Origin of the sequence: Bacillus sp. FSL R7-0646 (assembly GCF_037969865.1) — a bacterium.
GTDB classification, from domain to species: domain Bacteria; phylum Bacillota; class Bacilli; order Bacillales; family Bacillaceae; genus Bacillus; species Bacillus licheniformis.
On record NZ_CP150217.1, the window covers coordinates 3,033,216 to 3,054,052 of the forward strand.

Sequence of the window (20,837 nt, forward strand, 5' to 3'; positions counted from 1 at the left end):
GGAGGCCATTTCTATTTCGGCATGTTTTCTCTATCGTCCGCTGTCAGGAAACACCGACTTTCCCAATGGCTGAAACGATCCGTCCTGTGCTGCAGAATCAGCTGTGAAGCTTCCCCCCATCAGGCAAACAAGCATGACGGCGAAAAAACAAATGTTTTTTTTCATATAATCCCCTCCTTCATTTTATATATTTGATTTTTCGCATGCTGCGATTTTTCCAGGTAAAGCGCGCTTTTTTCATGGTCGCCTGACTTCATGTAATAGTCGGCAATATCTTTTGTCAGTTCAGCAACATGCGGCCATAGCCGTTTATCACTCATATATTCAAGCGAAAATTCAATATCGAGCGGATGGCCAGCGTCATACAGGGCGAAAATCAGCCTGAACTTCGCTGCGTATTCATCCTCTCCTAATTCGGCCGATCTGGTAAATCCCTCTTTGCAGAGACGTCTCGCTTCTTCGGGAGAACCGTTTTTGTACATGAGGTGAGACAGCTCGAAAAGGGTGTTAATGCCAAAAACCGATTGCTCATGGACACCGATTGAAAGGGCTTTTCTAAAGTGCTCCTCCGCCAAAAGCGGCATGCCGCATTTGGCATAGTTCAGTCCCATATTATGATAGATCAGCCCGATGATTCGCCGGTTTTGAAGGGCAACGGCCTGATCAAGCGCCCGCCCGTAGTGCTCCTCAGCTTGTTTGATGCGGAACAATTCAAACTGCACCGATCCGAGTATCATTTCGCATCCGATCGTTTTGTCTATGTATTCTTTATGCTTGCTGAAAAGTGAGAGCGCTTTTTCGGAGTAGTTCAACGATCTGAAATGATCGTCTATTTGGTAGTAGGCGGTCGCGATTTTATAATAAAATTCCGCTTTTTCAATTTCATCGGTCAGTTTATGCAGCTTCGCTTCCGCTTTCTTGTAACAGCTGATCGCCTCAAGATAGTTTTTCTCATAAAACTCATACATGCCTGAAAAAAAGAAAAAATAGTACTGAATGATGTCATCCGCGCTCTTAACCGTTTCCTTCTGCCTTTTAATTTTCCGGAAAAGCTCGGCTGATTCTGAAACTGCTCCATCATCAATTTGCAGCGATAGTCCAACAGCTGAAAATAAAGCTCCAGATCTCCGCTTTTCTCCATTTTAGAAAGCAGGTTTTGGATCTCGTACCTCAAAGATACAGCCTGGAGCGCTTCATGGCGCTTGATCATGGTGTACCACTGATTCAGGAGCCAGGCCGCTTTTTCGTATGCCGCTTTCGCTTCCACTTCTTCATTCATCCTTTCTCCTTTTTAAAAGCATAAATATTACCTTTATTTTACATAAGATGATTGTTATTGGCAATTATTTTTATGAATAAGTGCAGGGAATGGCATCAGCTCCAATATTTGAGCTGACTTTCGAGGTTTTTGGCTGAAACAAGGCCTTTTTGGAATTGGTTCGGACAGGTGAGGTTGTATTTTTTAATTTTTTGGTTGATGGCATCAATCAGCGTTTCGCGCTGATTCGATTTGATCGCTTTTTCAATCTCTTGTTTAATTTCCTTTTGCAGCTTCAGCCATTCCGGCAGATATCGGGCGTTTTTAAGGGTTGACGAAAGCGCATCCCCCTCGAGCATCTCTTTGCTGAGCGGTTTTCCATAACCGGGGAGGGACTTGAAATCGTCTTTCTTTTCGCTCTCCTTCACGGCTTCATCAATCCAGTAAAGATATCGTTTTTCAAATTCTTCACCCATATGGGCCAGCTCCTTTCACACACCTAAAACAAAGGATTAAGTGTGTCTTGTCGTTATGACGGTTTCCTTCTGTTCTGCGGCTTCCGCTTTTTTCAACACTTGATATGCCAGCCACATAACCGCATAACTAAGCAGACTGGCACTGAAAAAAGGAACGATCCCGGGCAGAAACGCAAAAGCGATATAAAGCATTGCAGTGACCGCCATCATCGTTAATGTATACTGCAAATACGATATGCCCAGAATCAGCGAAAACTTGAAATACATTCGCTTCTTCCAATCGAAATGGGCGAGCAGCGGGAACATATAAAACAGCATGATCAAAAACAAAAATCCAAAAACCATAATGACGAACCGGAGAACGTGCAATAGGAGATGATCCGGATAAATAAAAGCAAGATCTACATAAATGATGATGCCGGCCGCCGCCAGAATGAGACCGATGGCGTTGGAACGAAAAAACTCGCCGCGGTACGCCTGCCAGAACGTTTTGAATATCGGAATATCGGTTTTGCCCATGATCCATTTTCTCGTCACTGAAAACAATGCAGTCGTCGCCGGCATAAACCCGAAGACGCCAAGGCCGAGCATAGTAAAAACAAACCACAGCAGATTGGCGTAAAAAAACTTCAGCACCCATTCACAAAAGCTCAGCACCCTTCCCATGGAGACGTTTTGTTCCATGAATTTCTCTCCCCCTTTATGTATATTGCCGGGTATGCAGAAGTTCACTGATTCCTATCGGCTTTTTTTCTTTGATGGAGCGCCACAATGCCTCGCCGGCTGCAATTGAATAGGCGCCTGCTTCGGCACCGGCCAGAATGTCGTAATTCCTCAAAGGGTCTCCTCCGCCAAACAGCTCCTCCAAAAGCAGCGGGTCTCCTCCGCCATGCCCGCCGGGCTGCCTGACGACGCGAATCGTTTCTTTCGATTCAAACAGCGGATAATAATCGATGGTCTGTTCGGGAACTTCAAATGGGACTCTTGCCGGAGCATGATATTCCTGTGTTTCAAGCCTTCCCATTGTCCCGTTGATTGCAAGCCGGTAGCCTTCATACGGGGCTGAAAAATGAACGGAGTAATTCAGCAGCGCCCCTTTGCCGTATTTCAAAACGGCTGCATACGTATCCTCGATGTCGATTTCTTCATCGAAAATACACGCGTCAGGCCTGTAATCGGTATAGAGCAGATGCTGGCTTTCATTGGTCTTGACATGGTCGTCCTGCGGGTCGCCTGCCTGCCACCTCATATAATAGCGGCATTTCTTCTTGACATGGCATGTTCCGCAATAGCGGTTTTCCCCTTTTTCAGGATTCATTTCGCCGCCGGGTCCGTAGTAGTACAGACCGCCGTAGGCAAAAACCTCGCTGGGCGTTTGATCAAGCCACCAATTGACAAGATCGAAATGATGGGTTGACTTATGGACGGAAAGACCGCCTGAGAATGCTCTCATCCTGTTCCAGCGTTTAAAATAGCTTGCGCCGTGATACGTATCGATGTACCAGTTCAAATCAACCGACGTAATCGTGCCAAGCTTTCCGTCAAGTATCAGCTCTTTGATCTTGCGGTGGTACGGATTGTAGCGATAGTTAAACGTAACGGTCACTTTTCCTTTGCTCTCGGCTTCGGCTTTTAACACGGCTGCCGCATCCCGTGCCGTTGTCACCATCGGCTTTTCAGTGATCACGTCAATATCTGCCCGTAAAGCGCCCAATATATAGCGGACATGCGTATCATCACGGCCTGCTACAATAATGGCGTCCGGCTTGATTTTGTCAAGCATTTCGGTAAACGCTTTCTCTTCGAAAAACGGGACGGGGCGAAGCGCCGGAAACCTTTCTTTGCAGACTTCCTCCCTCAGCGGATCGATGTCCAAGAGCGCAGCGATGCGGTTTTCTTTCCCGTATTTTCCCACCAGAGGCTCGATAAACATGTTAAAAGCGCGGCCGCTCAGACCGCATATCGCATATTTTTTCATCGGCTCCTCCCCCTTTCATTCATTTTGCTTGAAGCGCTTCGATGAGTTCCGTCGCTTCAGGGGTTTTCTTCGCATAAACCGGTATGAAAGCTGCCATATCTGTATTCAACTGAACCGTATAGCCGTTCAAACGTTTTTCTCCTTTTTCGATGACAGCCGCATACAGCTGTACTTCCCCGTTTTTGCCCGGAGCGCTGTACGGCTCTTTTTCTTCCGAAGCAGCATTCAATGGCTGAAGTCCTTCAGGATCGTAAAAAGGTTTAAACATGTCTTCTGGAACGATAAACAGATCTCCTTCTTTCGCCGCAATTTCAACAAGGAGTTTTTCCGGGGTTGCCGGGAAAACGGTGATGTTGAGCTGTTCTTTCCCGACAGCGCGCTGCACGTTTTCCTTTACTTCAGCCGGTGCATCCGAAAAAATCAATACGTCTGTTCCCCGGCTACCATCCTTTCCGCATGAGGTAAGAAGAAGCACTGCTGCTATTAGAAGGACGGAGAAAGCGAAGTTTTTCACTTCGCTTCCCCGCAGGAAAAACGGCCGGTCTTTTCAAGTTCTACAAGAGCCATAACCAAGGCGCCGACACCGTGAAGATCGTTGGTGCTTTTTTCCCGTCCGACATAATAATCGTATGTCCCTGCAGAAGTTCCGACGCAGATATCTTTTAAAAGCAAGCCTTCTTTTGCGCTCATCTCGATTTTTTCTTCGACGAGTCCTTTGAAAGCCTTTGCCGCTCTATCAATATATGATGAATCAATATAGCCCATGCGAGCCCCTTTGGCCATCGCGTACATATACAAACACGAGCAGGAGCTTTCGAGCCAATTGTCCGGAAGTCCGCCTTTATCGACAACCTGGTGCCATAGCCCTGTGCTTTCATCTTGAAAATCAGCAATGCTTTTGACCATCTCTTGAAGCGTCCGGGTCCACTCCTGTCTTGTGCTATGCCCCTGCGGGAGCAGTTCGATCATGTCGCTCAGTGCAAGCGCGTACCAGCCGATTGACCTTCCCCAAAATTCTGGAGAACAGCCTGAGACGGGGTCGGCCCAAGGCATCTGCCTCTTTTCATCCCACGCGTGATAATATAATCCCGTCCTGCAGTCTTTCGTATGCTTTCTCATTAGTTTTTCCTCGAGGATGACCTTATCGTAAAGTTCAGGCTCATTGAACGCCCTTGCATACTTGAGTGCGAAAGGCCCTCCCATGTACAACCCGTCAAGCCACATTTGGTAAGGGTATTTATCTTTATGCCAAAAACCGCCTTCTTCTGTTTGATTCAGCGTTTCAAAAAGGCCCCTCAGCTTTTTTGCAGCTTTGCGGTAGCGTTCATCGACCGTCTCCTCGTACAAAGGATAAAGGAGAAGTCCGGCTTGTATAGCGTCCAGCTCATCCCTCCTGAAATAAAAATTGCCGCAGTCATCGATGAGATCATCGGCATATTCTTTTACATATTTGAAGTATGCTTCTTTCCCCGTTTCTTCCCAAAGGCGAATCAGGCCGCACAGAAATACGCCCTGATGGTAGTGCCAGCGCCCGGCCGGTGGCAGCTCTTTCGGTGTATACGCTTTCATTATTGTTTTGGCCGCTTCTTCAGCAATGTAAAGAGGCGATTTTGTGATGAGAGATTGATTCATGTCATTCAATTCCTTTCATCAAAAAATATTAATATATCCCTTCTTCTCCAAATTTCTTCGCCATCCTGTTTGCAAATACGACAAGAATGAGACCGACAGCTGCTTTAAATAAACCGACGGCTGTACTGTAGCTGAACTGTCCCTGCTTTAACCCGGCCGTGTATACATACGTATCAAAGATTTCGGCCACTTCGCGGTTCGTTGCATTCAAAAGCAGATACACATGCTCAAAGCCGAGTTCGAGCGTATCGCCGATTTTCAAGATCAGCAAAACGACGATGACGCTTCTGATCGCGGGAAGTGTGACATGCCACATCCTCCTCAGGCGATTGGCCCCGTCCATTTTCGCCGCTTCGTAAAGCTGCGGATCGACAGCTGTAATCGCCGCCAAATAGATGATCGTCGACCAGCCGGCTTCCCTCCAGATGACCTGAAGAATGTACATCGGCCTGAACCAGCTTTCATTCAGCAAAAAATTGATCTTTTCTCCGCCGAAGTAGGCGATAATCTCATTGATCAATCCTCCGTCAACAGTCAACAGGACGAAAGAAAGCGATACCACAATGACCCATGACATAAAATGCGGAATATAGATCAGCGTCTGGACAAACTTTTTGAACAATGCGACTCTGACTTCATTCAATAAAAGCGCCAAAATAATCGGTATCGGAAAGAATACAACAAGGTTGAGAAAAAACAAAATCAATGTATTCTTCAACAGCATAAAAAACGTCGGTTCGGTAAACAGCCTTTCAAAATGCTTAAAGCCCACCCATTCGCTCCCCGTTATGCCGAGAAACGGCTGGTAATCCTGAAACGCTATGACAATCCCCCACATCGGCACATACTTAAAAAGCAAAAAATAAATCAGTCCCGGCAAAATCATCAAATATAAATATTTTTGCTGGAGAAGCTTTTCCCAAAAACGCGTCTTTCGTTTTTTTCCAACAACAAGGGCCGGATTTTTTCCGGTCTGGACATCGGCTGCTTTCATAAACGGCCTCCCTTCGTGATGTTTGCTTTCACTTTATCCCACCATGAAAAAATAAATCTACAATCATATCATCACATCGGCCGCACCTCGCCCGGCAGCCGGCAAAACCTAATAAAATGAAACGATGGTTAGAAAATGATTATTGACAAATTCACACAAAAGTCGGATTAATTATATATGAACAACTCAAACGAAGATTTGTTGGGGGGGAATTTATGAAGAGAAAACAATATAAGTTTTACTATAAACTGGTGACCTTCTTTCTCATTCTGAGCACCATTCCGGTCATCATCGTCGGCTTTTTTTCCTATCAGAGATCAGCGGAAACGATTGAACAAAACGTTACAAACGAAAAGCTCCAAACCGTTAGCCAGACACAGCTAAATATTGAACATATTTTAAAAACGGTTGACCATTCCTTCACCAATTACGTCCGTTCCTATCCTTTAATTCAGACGCTCAGCCGCACCATTACACCAGAACGCTTTCAGCTGTATAACCAAATCAACAAGGAATTAAACGAACTCCAGACATTCGATACCGATCTGTCGGATATCACGCTGATCAGCCAAGAAAAAAAGTGGTATATCAACAACTCCGGTTTATACCCTTTAGATCAGGGAAAACAAGCCATCACGCTCTCGCTTTACAACGCTTTAAAAAGCCGTTCCAGCTGGGTGCTTGAAAAAAACAACGGCCTTGTCGCCACAAAAGAAGGGGCTTCGGGAAACTGCCTGTACAACGTCAATCTGGTCAAACAGCTTCCCCTGAACAGCATGGAAAACAGAGGCCTTGCGATCGCGAGCATTCCTTCTTGTTCGCTTGTCAAGCGCATGCCGGATCATTCAAAAACAAACAGCATGATGGTGCTTGATGACAACGGACGGATCATCCTTCACTCAGACCCGTCAATGATCGGGCAATCGATCAAACAAGAAAATTACTTCAAAACGATCCGCCGGCACCAAGAAAAAAACGGCCAGTTTGATACAACAGTCAGCGACACCGCCTATAACATTACATACCAGAAATCAGATTATAATAATTGGATATACGTTTCGTTAACGACCATTCCGGAACTCTATCAGCAGACGGCATCAATCGGCTGGTTCACGTTTACGATCTGCCTCATTTTGTTAACGCTTTCATATTTATTCTCCTGGTTTGGTTCACGCCATTTTTACAGGCCGATCAAGGTTTTATACGAATCCGTCTCCGGCTTTCCTCCAGGAGCCGATTCCGTCCAAGAGAAACCGAAAAACGAATTTGAACTGATTGAACGGAACATTAAAGAAATGAAAAATAAAAACCATGATCTGAAGGTGCGCGTCGAACAGCAGGTCACCCAGCTGAAGCAGTATTTTTTAACAAGGCTATTGCTCGGCAAGCTGAGCGAAGAAGAAATCAAAGACCGCTTTACTGGGCTCGGCTTCCCTGAAGATTGGAGCCATCTGTCGGTATTCACACTGCAAATTGATACATTGAAAGACACATCATACGAAAAAAAGGATCTTGATGTCCTGCTGTTTGCGATCAACAGCCTTGTCGAACGATCTGTGCCCAAGAATAAGCGCCTTCCGCCGGTTGTCATTGATAAAACGCAGACCATCATCATGCTGAATCGCGGACAGCCGCTGGAAAGGTTTCAGGAAGACTTAGAGCATACCGCATCAGCCATTAAGGATAAAATTCATGAAGAGCTTGGGTTGTTCGTCAGCATCGGCATCAGCCAGCCATTTACAAGTCTTGCAATGTCAAAGCGCGGTTATTTGGAAGGGCTTGAAGCACTGACATACCGTCTGAAATCCGGAAAACACGCGGTGATTTTCTATGAACACCTTGACCGCAACAAAGCGTTTTTAACCCAGTTTCCGAAGCAGATTCAAAATGAACTGTTTGAAGCCATTAAAACGTGCAACCGTAAACAAGCGGCCGAACAGCTTCACCTTCTTCTTGAGTCGATTTGTTCTGAAAACATGAATCCGCATCACTGCCAGATTGCGATTGCAAGGCTGTTGAACAACTTGATTGAATTTATGCATTTGCTCGGAATCGAGATTTTTGAACCGAACGAAAATACGATGCTGTACGACGACGTCTTTGAGCTGACGACCATCGAGGAAATTGAAAGCTGGCTGAACGCGCAGATTATCATTAAAATGATCGATACACTCAGCATCAGAGAAGAATCGCAATACAAAAACATCTCAGAAAAAATCGTCCATATTATCCAGCAGGAATTCGACACGGACTTGACGCTCGAATCGATCGCAGGAAGGCTTCATTACAACCCCAATTATTTAAGCAGCATCTTCAGGAAGGAAATGAAAATATCGTTCAGCGAATACTTGTCATCATACAGGCATCATATCGCGAAAAACTGGCTGACGGAAACGACTATGTCCGTAAAAGAAATTTCCGAAAAACTGAAATACAAAAATCCGCAGAATTTCATCCGTTCATTTAAAAAGCTGGAAGGAATCACACCCGGCAAATACCGCGAGCTGAAAAACCATTCGGCATAAAAAGACAATCCCGGCTCCTCGGGATTGTCTACATTGTTGACAAAATCCCAAAACGACTTTTAGTTTTGGGATTTTGTCATCCTTTCAGCGTGAATGAAAACCCTTGCAGTCTAGGAAGGCCGAGCATCGGAGCGCAGCGAATGTTGGAATTCGTGAGCACCGACGCGCAGGCCTGACAACGAATGCGAGGGTTTGTCGACACGCTGACAATCCCGGCTCCCCGGGATTGTCTTCTATTTTTCTGCTTTTTTAAATGACTCCTCATATTCTTCTATGACTTGATTTCCGCCGTTCGTGCGCCATTTTTCAACCGCTTTCTCGAACTGGCTTTCATTGATTTTGCCGAGAATGAATTGGTATGTGGCATCATCAATGATCTTTTGCAGTTCATCGCCTCTTTCAGATGCGGCCGGTGAGTACAGGCTTTCGGCCGGGTTTGAGACGATGATTTCGTTATTGTCCTCTGTCAGCTCTTCATATTTTGTGCGGAGCGGATCGCCCGTATTTTTCAAATATTGCTTATCAATGCCGACGAGAGAAACGAGCGGCTGAATTTCCGCCTGCCAGTCTTTCAGTTTCTCGTCGATCCGTTTGAATTGTTTATTCCCTTCTTTTTTATAGTGAACGCCTTCGATCCCGTATGTCATCAGACTGTAAACATCCTCTTCGGCGATCCGGTCGAAAAAGGCCAGAATCCTCTTCAGCTCTTTTTCTGTTTTGACGCTAGTTTTCGGGAAGGCAAAGATTCCGTTATGCCCGCCTGATGCCCAGACGCGTTCCTTTCCGTCCGGCCCTTTGATCCGATTGATGATCTCAAGTTCCATTTTATCATCGACAGACTGGTCTCTTAGATTGACGGCATCAACCATATTTCCGACATAAATGCCGGCCTTCCCTTGTGAAAACATTTCTTGCTGCTGCGTTTTGCTCGTCACCGGAAAGTCTTTGTTGATCAGCCCTTCATCATACAGCTTTTTCATATATTTCATCGTATCCATGTACTCTTTTGTCATGAAGTCAGGCGTGAACTTGCCGTCTTTTTCCTCCCAATCAGTCGGCATGCCCATATAGGACCCCAATGTTTTAAAGGCGCCGTAGATCAAATCGTTTCTGTCGGCAAAGCCGATCGTATCGTTTTTCCCGTTTTGATCAGGATCTTTTTCTGTAAATGCCTTCGCTGTTTCGTAAAGTTCATCAACTGTCTTCGGCATATCGAGTCCAAGGTTGTCAAGCCAGTCTTTACGGATGACGATCCCCTGTCTTGATAACGGGCGCTCCCTGTAGATGCCATAAAGCTTTCCGTCGATTGAAGCGTTTTTATTGATCAGCTTGTTCATCTTGCTTAAATTCGGATAATCCTTTAAATAAGGTCCGACTTCCCAAAACATCCCCGATCTGAATGCATTCATGACAGATGAATTTTTAATGTCCTGAATGGTGACGACTTTCGGCAGGTTTCCGGCGGCGAGCGCTGAGTTTAAACGGTCCTCTTTTACCGCATCAGGCACCCACATTAAATCGAGCTTAGTATTGGTGAGTTCCTCGATTTTTTTAATCGCCGTGTCCTTCGGCGGCTGCTGATGGTAAAGGATCACCATCCAGCTCAAGTCCAAAGGCGAGTTCAAATCGACTTTCTCCTCCTTCGAAGAAGCCTGGTCTGCTCCGCTGTTCGAACAGCCAAGCAGTCCGCCGGCCAAAAGCACGAACGCAAAAATCGGGATCAGCCATTTTTTCCCCATATTGTCCCCTCCGTTTTTATCCTTTAATTGACCCTAAAAGAGCGCCTTTTGCAAAGTGTTTTTGAATAAACGGATACACGAGCAGCACAGGTATGGTTGCAACGACAATGACCGCCATTTTGATCGTTTGTTCCGGCGGCGCCGCGGCTGCTCCCATTTCCGTCATATCCCCTTGCATACCGCTTGATACGATGACAATCTGGCGAAGCAAAACTTGTATCGGCCATTTTGTCGCATCGCTCAAGTACAGAATCGCCTGCATGTACGTATTCCAATAGGTGACGGCGTAAAACAGCGAAATCGTCGCGATCGCCGGCAAAGACAACGGAAGAATGATGCGGAAGAAGATGCCGATGTCATTGCAGCCGTCGATTTTGGCGGATTCCTCGAGGCTTGACGGTATGTTTTGAAAAAAGTTCTTTAAAATAATCAAGTTAAACGCATTGATGGCGGTCGGAAGAATCAGAGACCAATAGGTATCGAGCAATCCGAGCGATTTTACGACGAGAAAGGTCGGGATCATCCCTCCGCTGAACAGCATCGTGAACACGACCAAGAACATCAGGACGCGCCTTCCCATCAGCTCCTTTCTCGACAGCCCGTATGCCATTAAAGAGGAAAGAAACATGCTGACCGCCGTCCCTACGGCTGTGACAAGAATAGAAACGATTAAGCTCCTGTACACAATGTCAGTTGAAAAAATATACCTGTACGCATCCAGCGAAAAAGTCGTCGGTATTAAAATAAACTTTTTCGAAATAACCTCCTCGACTGTCGCAAAAGAGGCTGCAATAACGTGGATGAACGGCAGCACACAAACCAATCCGAACCCTGTTAAAAATGAATAATTCAATATGTCAAACACGCGGCTTCCAGCAGAATGCCTGATCGTTATTCCCCCTCCTTGTAAGCGCTGTCAAAATATTACGATATCGTGTCTAAAATGTAGCAGACAGAAAGGAGAGCGTCTATAATCATTTTTTAAGCAGGAGCAGGAAAGCGGAGAAAAAGATCATCACCTTAGAAGATGATACGTCAGTCTTCATCAAGGATGTCAGAGGCGCTGACTTGCGGCCTGTACCCCAGTTCCCGAATGGCGGAATCGATCGACCACGGCCGCCCCTTATTGTCGCTGACAGCATAATATGTACCATATGTTTTGCCGGATTCGATAGCGGCTTTAAAGATTCCGATGAGGTCGGGGTGGGATAAAAGCGTTTTTTTGCTTCTCGGTTTTGCGTGCAGCGTTTCTAGCTCATTTTCAGCAGCTGTCCCGATCCGCAGATTGATGACGGAAACCTTGGCGTCTAATTGGTGCGAGAAAAGGTAGCCGAGATTTTCGGACGCCAATTTTAGCAAGCCGTACAAGCTTTTGGACTGCGGGTAGTCATTTGTGTTGATCTGCCTCCCCAACAGAGAATCGCCGCCCTTTTCATATACATCTGTCACATGGTTGCTGCTGGCAAATACCACTTTCGGCACGCCGAGCTCCGCCGCCGCCCGCAAAATCGTATATGTCGCTTTAAAAAAGATATCCGTCATTTTCGCAAACTCCTGCCGGTCAAGCAAATCGCCCGACGGCTTTACAGCCAAAAGATTGATCAGCGCATTCGTCTGTGCAGGAATGCTTTTGACGACTTCGTTGTAATCTGTCGCATCCACCCGGATAAAACGGACAGCCTGTTTGTCATCCGGTTCTTTTAAATCCAGCACTGTCACCTCATACCCTTCGCCTGCCAATCCGCCCGCTAATACGCGGCCGACCGTGCCGTTCCCTCCGACGATCGTCACCTTTTTCACGGTTATCGCCTCCTGTTTTACAGCCATGTTTTTAAGAAACCGACCGCTTTATGCCTCATTCCGGCTGTCTCGAGGTGCCCTGAATGAGAACGAAACACTTCATAGCGTTCACCTGCGCCTTTTTCTATATACACATCGGACAGCTTTTCTTCAATAATGTCAATCCCTTGAACCGGCGTCAGTTTATCTGCGGTTCCGACCAGGCTTAAATGAGGCCTTGGAGCGATCAAGCTTTCGATTTGAGCGGTTGAAAAGTGTTTGACCAGCCCTGGAACATAAGAATAGAGATTGTGGCGGTCCAAATTCTGCGTCTTGATTAATGTTTCGCTGTCCACCTGAGCGCATATATCAACGCATACGCTGACCCGCTCATCCAATGCAGCGGTCCACCAGGCCATCAGACCTCCCATCGACATGCCGAGTGAAGCGATGCGGCTTTCGTCTATGTCCTCCCTCATTTTCAGATAATCGATGGCTCTGATGCTGTCGAAAACCATCATTCCCCACATCACCCGCCCTGTCCAAAGCATTTCTTTAAATATCTCACTCTCCGTTTTGCCCCGCCTGTCTCCGAAAGCCCAATGATCAATCGCAAGCACGGAGAATCCCAAAGCCGTCAATTCCTCGGCGAACGGCGGCGCTTGCAAGTACTCCGCTCCTTCAACCAGCTCCTCCTTTCCCCTTTCGTAGCGCCCTCCGTGTGAATGACAGTAAAGCACGGCCGGCCGCTTGCCGTTCATCTGTTTCGGTTTTGCAAAATAGGCCGGCACCGCTTCAATTCCGTTTAAATCAAGCAAAAGCGTTTCGAGAATAAAAGATGACTTTTCTTCGATTTTAAGAGTGCTCGCATCAATGCTTTTTTTCCCCGGCAAATCGCCGAGCAGTTTGAAAAGTTGACTGCGCATCGTATTCCCCTTTCTTTTTTCGTTTGATTCATTAATACGATTTGAAAGGGCGTTTTACCTTTTTCCAGATGTTAAGTTGGCGGAAGTTCACAACAAACAATGCGCTGGCAAGCATGATAAACAGTAATACCCACGATGATGAAAACAAAAGAAGCAGCGTGAAGCCCCCCATGAGAAAGAGGCATACTTTTTTGTAAATGCGGCCTGATAACAGCTTGTAAGCTGCGGCAAGACCGCACAGCGAGTTGCAGATGAAAAAGGCGTTTGCGATCAGAACCAGCGTCTCAACATTAAGAAAGTGAAACATCAGGCAGACGAAAACGATCGTATGGATGAGAAATATAAGCCCCAGCGCTGCAGTCGGCTGATTTCCCCTTGATCTGTAGGCAAACAGCCCGCCGGCCTGCGAGGCCACCAGCCTGGCTGCTCCGCCTGTCACCTGAAAATAAGCACACATACAGAGGACAGCGGTGAGCACTGCGATCACCGGCAATGCAAAAGATCCGAACAACGGCGTCAGCATCATCGCCAGCTTCAATTGTCCGTTTGCGGAGAATCCAGGATCAATCCACTGAACAGCTGCCGCGGTCGCCAAATATATGACCGTTACCGTCAGGCTGCTGATCACGACAGCCCGTGGAATCGTTTTCCCGCGGTTTTTCACTTCCATGCTGTAGTTGCCGACGATTTCCCATCCGACCAATGCCCAGAACAGGAGCAGCAATCCGCGGCCAAAATCGGTAAACTGAAATGTTCCGTCTACGAGAGGCCCCTCACGGAAGTAAGGCACGGAAGCCGCGCTGCTTCCAAACAGGATAAGCGCCGCGGCAGTGGAAAAAATGAGTGCAACCATGCCGACAAATGAAAGATTAAAGCAAAGGATAACCATACAAAAGATGAAAAAAACAAAGCCGTACAGTTCAGCAGGGAATGCCGTGCCTGCCGCAAGAGAATGAATATATTCGCCGGCCGTCATTAATACGGCGGCGGGGCCGAAGCTCGCAGCCATGATAAAATAAAAGACTGCCAACTTTTTAACACGCGACCCGAACGCTTTTTCAGCCGCATAAGCAATCCCGGCATCATTCGGATACTCGACGCTTAATCTGGCAAAAACCCAGGCAAATAAAAAACCGATTCCCAGCATCAACAGCCACGCAAAAATCGCGTAGTCTCCAGCTGTCTGATGAATCATCGGAGGCAGCAGAATGATTCCGGATCCTAAAATGGGCCCCGTCATCAGCCCGCTTAACAATAAAGGACCAAGCTTTTTTTCTCTCATACGAATACAATCCTTTCACAAAGTCGTTTAAAATGATTGTAATCATGTTCGATTCATCAGTAAAATAGATATTATCGATCTGCAACTTCGAATTTTTCGATATAAGATAAAAAAGGGAGATGGACGAGATGGAGATCCGACACTTGAAAACATTTAAAACAATCGTGGATATCGGCGGTTTTACCCGTGCTGCCGATTATTTAGGATATGCACAGTCCACTGTGACTTCGCACGTTCAAGCAATCGAACAAGAATTAAGAAAGCCGCTGTTCTACCGGCTCGGGAAAAAAATGATGCTGACAGAAGCGGGAAAGCACCTTCTCCCTTATGCCGCAGAAATGGTCGAGCTGTATGAAAAAGCGAGGCACATTCCGGAAAACGACCAGGAGCCGTCGGGAAACTTGATCATCGGCGCCTCGGAATCTTTAACGGTATACAGGCTGCCCGCCATTCTTCACGAATTTACAAGCAAATATCCGCAGGTCACGGTCACTTTAAAGCCTTCCACGTGCTGGCAGCTGAGAGACGAATTGAAACAGGGAAAAATCGATGTCGCTTTTCTTTTGGACAACGACCGGAAAGAAAACGACCTTCATGTTGAAAAGCTGGTCAATGAGCCGATGGTGTTCATCTTTCCCAAAGAACACCCGGCAGGACAAAAAGCTCTTGATGATTTGACTTTTAACGCAAATGAAACGTTTTTATATACCGAGCACGGCTGCAGCTACCGTGATTTTTTTGAGGAATATTTACGTCAAAGGGGAGTCATTGCCGACCATACGATGGAGTTTTGGAGTGTCGAAGCGATTAAACAATGCGTAATGTGCGGTTTGGGCGTCTCCCTTCTTCCTTTGATCACAACGCGCACTGATATCGAAGAAGGAAAGCTTCAGGGCACGCTGGTCCGCGACGCCCTGTTTTCCACTCAAATGGTTTATCATAAAAACAAATGGCTTTCTCCTGCTATGGCGGCTTTTACGGATATCGTCCGCAGGAAGGCAAGAGAATGGGAACAGACATAACATCCCTATATGCCTTCGGTATTCATCAGCACGATCCGCCAGCCGTCCGGATCTTCCACCGTTGCCCCTTTTTCCTTCCAATACGGATTTTCAGGCGGCACTTCGTCATAGCCCATGTCAGCGAGCCTATTTAATATGCTCCTGATTTCCTCCGGATCAGGAATATAAAAAACGAGCAGATTGTCTTTAGTCGGTGCCGGACAAGGGCTTCCTTCGATATGTGAGGTGAATTCAAGGTGGTATTGGACATTCGGCAGGCCGAACATGACGCCATTATACCCGTGGTGGCCGGAAAAACCGCCAAGCTTTTTCAGCCCCAGCCCCTTTTCGTAAAATGCAACGATTTCGTCAAAACGGTCTGTAGGCCGGGCGATTCTGACCTGTACGGCGGAAAAATCGGAAAAATGCATCATGATCATCTCCTTTTTTCCCATTTTAAGCGGTCATGGATCATTTGAAACGAAGCGATCGTCTGAAATATTATCATCCTTTCGGCGGAATGACAGAAAAAGCCCCTTCGGATTGAAGGGGCTTTCGCCATTAATTTGCAACAATATTTACAAGCTTTCCAGGCACAGCGATCACTTTTCTGATCGTTTTTCCTTCTAGCTGTTCTTTTACTTTTTCATTGTTTTTCGCCAGCTCTTCAAGCTGTTCTTTGTCCGCGTCGGCTGGAACGTTCAGCTTCGCTTTCACCTTTCCGTTCAGCTGAACGACGATTTCAATTTCATCATCCACGAGCTTCGCTTCATCATAGACAGGCCATGCTTCATACGCGATCGTTTCCTCATGACCGAGGCGGTTCCAGAGCTCTTCAGCCAAATGAGGCGCGACAGGAGAAAGCAATTTCACGAAGCCTTCCATGTATTCTTTCGGAAGCTGATCAGCTTTATATGCTTCATTGATGAAGACCATCAGCTGTGAAATGCCTGTATTAAAGCGCAGACCTTCGAAATGGTCCGTTACTTTCATGACCGTTTCATGGTAGACGCGCTCAAGCGTTTCGCCGGCTCCTTCAACGATCTTCTCGTTTAACCCGCCATTGTCATCGATAAACAAACGCCATACGCGGTCAAGGAAGCGGCGGGCTCCGTCAAGCCCTGTCGTTGACCAGGCGATCGATGCATCCAAAGGTCCCATGAACATTTCGTACAGCCGGAGCGTGTCCGCGCCATGCGTCTCCACAATTTCGTCCGGATTGACGACATTGCCTTTGGATTTGCTCATTTTTTCATTGTTTTCGCCAAGAATCATCCCTTGGTTATAAAGCTGTTTGAACGGCTCTTTCGTCGGAACGACCCCGATGTCATAAAGGAATTTATGCCAGAAGCGCGCATACAATAAGTGAAGAACGGCGTGCTCCGCCCCTCCGATATACATATCGACAGGAAGCCATTCCTTTAATTTTTCAGGGGAAGCCAGCTCGTTCGGGTTCTTCGGATCAATGTAGCGCAGGAAGTACCAGCAGCTTCCCGCCCATTGCGGCATCGTATTCGTTTCGCGTCTTCCCTTTTTGCCTGTTTCAGGATCTGTCACTTCCACCCATTCTTTAATATTCGCAAGAGGGGACTCACCCGTTCCGCTCGGTTTGATTTCCGACGTTTTCGGCAAGATCAGCGGCAGCTCTTCTTCAGGAACCGGAGTCGATGTGCCGTCTTCCCAATGGATGATCGGGATCGGCTCGCCCCAGTAGCGCTGACGGCTGAACAGCCAGTCGCGGAGGCGGTATGTTACTTTTTTCTCGCCCTTCCCGTTTTCCTCAAGCCACTGGATCATTTTTTCGATCGCAGCCGCTTTATCAAGACCGTTCAGAAAATCTGAATGGATATGTTCGCCGTCGCCTGTATATGCTTCTTTCTCAACATCCCCGCCTTTGACGACTTCTTTGATCGGCAGCCCGAATGCTGATGCAAATTCATGGTCCCGCTCATCATGGGCAGGAACGGCCATGACCGCCCCGGTCCCGTATGTAGCCAAGACATAGTCCGCAATCCAGACCGGAATTTTTTCTCCGTTTGCCGGATTAACCGCATATGCACCTGTGAAGACGCCTGTCTTTGTTTTGGCAAGGTCTGTCCGCTCCAAGTCGCTCTTTGATTGAACTTCTTCAATATAGGCGTTGACTGCGTCTTTCTGTTCAGGCGTTGTGATTTTTTGAACCAAATCATGCTCCGGAGCCAGCACGGCATATGTCGCACCGAATAATGTGTCAGGCCGCGTGGTGAAAACCGTAAACGTTTCATTGGTGCCGTCGACCGCAAAATGAACATGCGCCCCTTCAGAACGGCCGATCCAGTTGCGCTGCATTTCTTTAATGCTTTCCGGCCAGTCGAGTTCTTCCAGGTCTTCAAGCAGGCGGTCGGCATAAGCGGTAATTTTCAGCATCCACTGCTTCATTGGACGGCGTTCTACAGGATGTCCGCCGCGTTCGCTTTTGCCGTCGATGACTTCTTCATTGGCAAGAACGGTTCCAAGCGCAGGACACCAGTTTACAGGGACCTCATCTACATAAGCGAGACCTTTTTCGTAAAGCTTTAAGAAAATCCACTGCGTCCATTTATAGTAGTCCGGATCTGTTGTGTTGACTTCTCTGTCCCAATCATACGAAAAGCCGAGCGCTCTGATCTGGCGGCGGAAGTTGTCAATGTTCTGCTCGGTGAAGACGGCAGGATCGTTTCCCGTATCTAGCGCATATTGCTCGGCAGGAAGCCCGAATGCATCCCAGCCCATCGGATGGAGGACATTGTACCCTTGCATCCGTTTCATGCGGGACAAAATGTCAGTTGCTGTATAGCCTTCAGGGTGTCCGACGTGAAGGCCTGCGCCCGACGGATACGGAAACATGTCCAATGCATAAAATTTAGGTTTGGATTTATCTTCACGAGTGGCAAACGTTTTATTTTTCAGCCAATAGTCCTGCCACTTTTTCTCGATTGTTTGATGGTCAAAGCTCAATTGTAAAAACCTCCTTTGAATATGTGTACGGCTTCTTTGTCTTCAAGTATGGACGGGACTGGCAGCGTTATATTCAGATTATTCTAAAATCAAAAAAACTCTCCCATCCCTAAGAAGGGACGAGAGATTTCCCGCGGTACCACCCTTGTTAGTGTGCACGCGGCACACTCACTTGATATCTGTAACGCAGATACGCGGCAGCAGCTTATCACTGCTGCAACTCTGAGGCGAGTTCGGAAGCTCATTTGATTGACTTTCACCAGCCGTCAACTCTCTGAAACAAAATGGGCTTCTTACTGCTCCTCTTCACTGTTCTTGCCGTAACCGTAATCTTATCTGTATTTTATAGAATTCTGTTCATAAGTGCAAGCAGGTTTGTATACAATGGGAATGTGCTGAAAAAAGGGTAAGAGTGAGGATCTTAATCGTGTGGAGATTTGTTTTGCCGTTCGGAGTTCTGTACATTTGCCTGCTGTTCTCTGACAAAGTCAAAGCTTCTCAATACAGCTTCACCGCCGTAGCCGGCAATGATCGATAACACGACAAGCTGAATTCCCGAATCAGGTTCCGCAGATAAAACAAGCAAAATAGAAGCAACCATTCCGACAAGAATATCTTCAAAAAATCCAAGGTAAATGAATCGTTTCGTTGTTCTCGGTTTCTCGAGTCGTCCTCTTTTTTTAACGTGCCCGAGAACCCCCATAATCCCTCCAATCAAACAAGCAACCAAAACTTGATGCAGCATCTTCATCACCTTCCTAAAGCCCTTAGTTTAGTCAAGCGACTTCAGGCCATCGAGCAGCCCCCCTAGACCCCTTGCGATGATATTCGATACTACCATACAGAAAATGTGTTCTGTCTGAGAAGAAAAAAAGCTTGTTTCTTCCATTATATGTGAAGATTTGGTTGATAATCTTGATTCCTTCGATTCATTTTCGAATAATTACAATTACCTATTTTTTCTATATTACTCATGCATCTGACTGAGCGGAGAGCTGCTTTTCCTTCCTGTCGTATAAAAACGCCGTTCCTATTGCAATCAGCAGCAATGCGAGCAGAACCGCGAGCAAAAGCTGCATACTAAAATAATCAACCAGCATTCCGCCAAAAAGCGGTCCGATCATTCTTCCGCCGGTCGCCATACTGTTGACAAACCCTTGATAAAACCCTTCTTTCCCTCTCGGTGCGAGACGGTTTGCAATCGTCGGCACAGCCGGCCATACAAGCATTTCGCCAATGGTCAGCACAACCATCGCAGCAAGAAAAGCCGGAAACCGTTCAGCGCCAAACAAAATTCCGTATGCCATCATAAAAATGACAAATCCGATCACGATTTGGTTTTTCAGCGATTCGGCAAACCGTTTCACAAAAAAACCGATCAGCGGCTGACCGAAAACGATGAGCGCCCCGTTCACTGTCCAAAGCACGCTGTACTGCCCAAGAGATATCCCCAGCTCCTGGGTATGTGAAGCGATGGTCGAGGACCATTGCGAATAAGCGATCCAGCCGAGCAGGTAGCCCGTACATATGACCAAAAGCGCAGAAAATTTCGATTTCCCGCTGACTGAATCGGCATGATCCAAAACAGATGACTGCATGGCTTTTTCAGACCGGATGCGTTTAAATCCGAAAAACGCAATCATGAAGAAGACGGCGTACAGCATCGCATTCGCGAGAAAAACATACGTAAATGAAAAAGAAGCGACAATTCCGCCGAGCGCTGAGCCAACTGCCACACCTGCATTTTGGGCCACGTATACAGCGTTGAACGGCTTTCTGCCGCCTTCCGGCCAAACTGATCCGGCCATTGCATAGCATGCCGGAAAAACGATCCCTGATCCAAAACCGGCCAACGTTAAGAAAAGAATGTACTGGAACCAATCGTGAAAAAAGACGAGGCCAGAAAGGCTCGCAAACGTGATCACAATTCCAAGAACAACCGTTTTAAATCCGCCGATTTTATCGAATAGATATCCCCCGAACAGGTTGCCCAGCACATTTGCCCCTGAGTTCAGCATCAGCACAAATCCGGCCGCTGTCAGCGACTTTCCCAAATGCTGATGGATATAGATGGTATTCAGCGGCCATAAAAAAGATGCCCCCGTGACATTGATAAACATTCCGATGACCAAAAGCCATAATGTGCGCGGCATAGCGTTTCCTTCTTTCTCTTTATCATTCCCTCTAGATTCTATTCGTTTTGCCCATTTTTTTCAATTGACACGTTTTCGATTTTCAACATAAAAACCCCCTTTTTAAAGGGGGAATTTT

The 20,837-nt window shown here is 46.8% G+C and carries 20 protein-coding genes and 1 other annotated feature; of the genes, 2 read left to right on the forward strand and 18 right to left on the reverse strand.

Annotation, left to right across the window (positions count from 1 at the left end; all coding sequences use genetic code 11):
- Nucleotides 1-30 precede the first annotated feature (30 nt).
- From MKY62_RS15735 to MKY62_RS15775, 9 genes are all read right to left on the reverse strand, one after another.
- Nucleotides 31-165: a hypothetical protein gene (locus tag MKY62_RS15735; RefSeq protein WP_016885607.1), complete on the reverse strand. Its 135-nt coding sequence runs from the start codon at nt 163-165 to the stop codon at nt 31-33.
- Complete coding sequence (locus tag MKY62_RS15740) at nt 162-968, reverse strand: tetratricopeptide repeat protein (protein ID WP_003184514.1); 807 nt, start codon at nt 966-968, stop codon at nt 162-164. Before MKY62_RS15740 ends, MKY62_RS15735 begins: the two co-directional genes overlap by 4 nt.
- The gene (locus tag MKY62_RS15745; RefSeq protein ID WP_025806233.1) at nt 890-1,279 is read right to left on the reverse strand and encodes a hypothetical protein; all 390 of its coding nucleotides are present in this window, start codon (nt 1,277-1,279) and stop codon (nt 890-892) included. Before MKY62_RS15745 ends, MKY62_RS15740 begins: the two co-directional genes overlap by 79 nt.
- Before the next feature lie 95 nt (nt 1,280-1,374).
- Nucleotides 1,375-1,734: a DUF1992 domain-containing protein gene (locus MKY62_RS15750; RefSeq protein ID WP_003184516.1), complete on the reverse strand. Its 360-nt coding sequence runs from the start codon at nt 1,732-1,734 to the stop codon at nt 1,375-1,377.
- A gap of 36 nt (nt 1,735-1,770) precedes the next feature.
- The gene (locus tag MKY62_RS15755; protein WP_003184518.1) at nt 1,771-2,418 is read right to left on the reverse strand and encodes a YesL family protein; all 648 of its coding nucleotides are present in this window, start codon (nt 2,416-2,418) and stop codon (nt 1,771-1,773) included.
- 16 nt (nt 2,419-2,434) lie between these two features.
- Nucleotides 2,435-3,712, reverse strand: a complete 1,278-nt coding sequence (locus MKY62_RS15760; RefSeq protein ID WP_003184520.1) for a Gfo/Idh/MocA family oxidoreductase — start codon at nt 3,710-3,712, stop codon at nt 2,435-2,437.
- A 19-nt stretch (nt 3,713-3,731) separates the two neighbouring features.
- On the reverse strand, nt 3,732-4,226 hold the full coding sequence (locus tag MKY62_RS15765) for a hypothetical protein (RefSeq protein ID WP_003184522.1): 495 nt from the start codon (nt 4,224-4,226) through the stop codon (nt 3,732-3,734).
- Nucleotides 4,223-5,344 carry a glycoside hydrolase family 105 protein gene (locus tag MKY62_RS15770; protein WP_003184524.1) on the reverse strand — a complete coding sequence of 374 codons (1,122 nt, stop codon included), beginning with the start codon at nt 5,342-5,344 and terminating at the stop codon, nt 4,223-4,225. Before MKY62_RS15770 ends, MKY62_RS15765 begins: the two co-directional genes overlap by 4 nt.
- A gap of 28 nt (nt 5,345-5,372) precedes the next feature.
- The gene (locus tag MKY62_RS15775) at nt 5,373-6,338 is read right to left on the reverse strand and encodes a sugar ABC transporter permease (protein ID WP_003184527.1); all 966 of its coding nucleotides are present in this window, start codon (nt 6,336-6,338) and stop codon (nt 5,373-5,375) included.
- A 215-nt stretch (nt 6,339-6,553) separates the two neighbouring features.
- On the opposite strand from MKY62_RS15775, the gene MKY62_RS15780 reads away from it, so the two are divergent.
- The gene (locus MKY62_RS15780; protein ID WP_003184530.1) at nt 6,554-8,863 is read left to right on the forward strand and encodes a helix-turn-helix domain-containing protein; all 2,310 of its coding nucleotides are present in this window, start codon (nt 6,554-6,556) and stop codon (nt 8,861-8,863) included.
- 233 nt (nt 8,864-9,096) lie between these two features.
- Here MKY62_RS15780 and MKY62_RS15785 read toward each other — a convergent pair whose 3' ends face one another.
- The 5 genes from MKY62_RS15785 to MKY62_RS15805 all read right to left on the reverse strand — a co-directional run bounded on the left by MKY62_RS15785 (nt 9,097) and on the right by MKY62_RS15805 (nt 14,589).
- Nucleotides 9,097-10,602 (reverse strand): extracellular solute-binding protein, encoded by a 1,506-nt coding sequence (locus MKY62_RS15785; RefSeq protein WP_003184532.1) that lies wholly within the window; start codon nt 10,600-10,602, stop codon nt 9,097-9,099.
- 16 nt (nt 10,603-10,618) lie between these two features.
- Nucleotides 10,619-11,491, reverse strand: a complete 873-nt coding sequence (locus MKY62_RS15790; protein WP_171003035.1) for a carbohydrate ABC transporter permease — start codon at nt 11,489-11,491, stop codon at nt 10,619-10,621.
- A gap of 146 nt (nt 11,492-11,637) precedes the next feature.
- Nucleotides 11,638-12,402 carry an NAD(P)-dependent oxidoreductase gene (locus MKY62_RS15795; RefSeq protein WP_003184536.1) on the reverse strand — a complete coding sequence of 255 codons (765 nt, stop codon included), beginning with the start codon at nt 12,400-12,402 and terminating at the stop codon, nt 11,638-11,640.
- Nucleotides 12,403-12,419: 17 nt separating this feature from the next.
- Nucleotides 12,420-13,307 carry an acetylxylan esterase gene (locus MKY62_RS15800; RefSeq protein WP_003184538.1) on the reverse strand — a complete coding sequence of 296 codons (888 nt, stop codon included), beginning with the start codon at nt 13,305-13,307 and terminating at the stop codon, nt 12,420-12,422.
- Nucleotides 13,308-13,338: 31 nt separating this feature from the next.
- On the reverse strand, nt 13,339-14,589 hold the full coding sequence (locus MKY62_RS15805) for an amino acid permease (protein ID WP_003184540.1): 1,251 nt from the start codon (nt 14,587-14,589) through the stop codon (nt 13,339-13,341).
- Nucleotides 14,590-14,717: 128 nt separating this feature from the next.
- Between MKY62_RS15805 and MKY62_RS15810 the strand changes: the two genes are divergently transcribed.
- On the forward strand, nt 14,718-15,611 hold the full coding sequence (locus MKY62_RS15810; RefSeq protein ID WP_021837660.1) for a LysR family transcriptional regulator: 894 nt from the start codon (nt 14,718-14,720) through the stop codon (nt 15,609-15,611).
- Between the two features lie 5 nt (nt 15,612-15,616).
- Here the strand turns inward: MKY62_RS15810 and MKY62_RS15815 are convergent, their stop codons facing one another.
- The 4 genes from MKY62_RS15815 to MKY62_RS15830 form a co-directional block, all read right to left on the reverse strand.
- Nucleotides 15,617-16,024 carry a VOC family protein gene (locus tag MKY62_RS15815; protein ID WP_009329411.1) on the reverse strand — a complete coding sequence of 136 codons (408 nt, stop codon included), beginning with the start codon at nt 16,022-16,024 and terminating at the stop codon, nt 15,617-15,619.
- A 127-nt stretch (nt 16,025-16,151) separates the two neighbouring features.
- Entirely contained in the window at nt 16,152-18,566 is a 2,415-nt protein-coding gene (leuS, locus tag MKY62_RS15820; RefSeq protein WP_003184546.1) for a leucine--tRNA ligase, read from the reverse strand.
- A 112-nt stretch (nt 18,567-18,678) separates the two neighbouring features.
- Nucleotides 18,679-18,885, reverse strand: a binding site (T-box leader).
- Between the two features lie 102 nt (nt 18,886-18,987).
- Entirely contained in the window at nt 18,988-19,317 is a 330-nt protein-coding gene (locus MKY62_RS15825) for a DUF4257 domain-containing protein (protein ID WP_016885609.1), read from the reverse strand.
- Between the two features lie 220 nt (nt 19,318-19,537).
- The gene (locus MKY62_RS15830) at nt 19,538-20,719 is read right to left on the reverse strand and encodes an MFS transporter (RefSeq protein ID WP_003184551.1); all 1,182 of its coding nucleotides are present in this window, start codon (nt 20,717-20,719) and stop codon (nt 19,538-19,540) included.
- Nucleotides 20,720-20,837 lie beyond the last annotated feature (118 nt).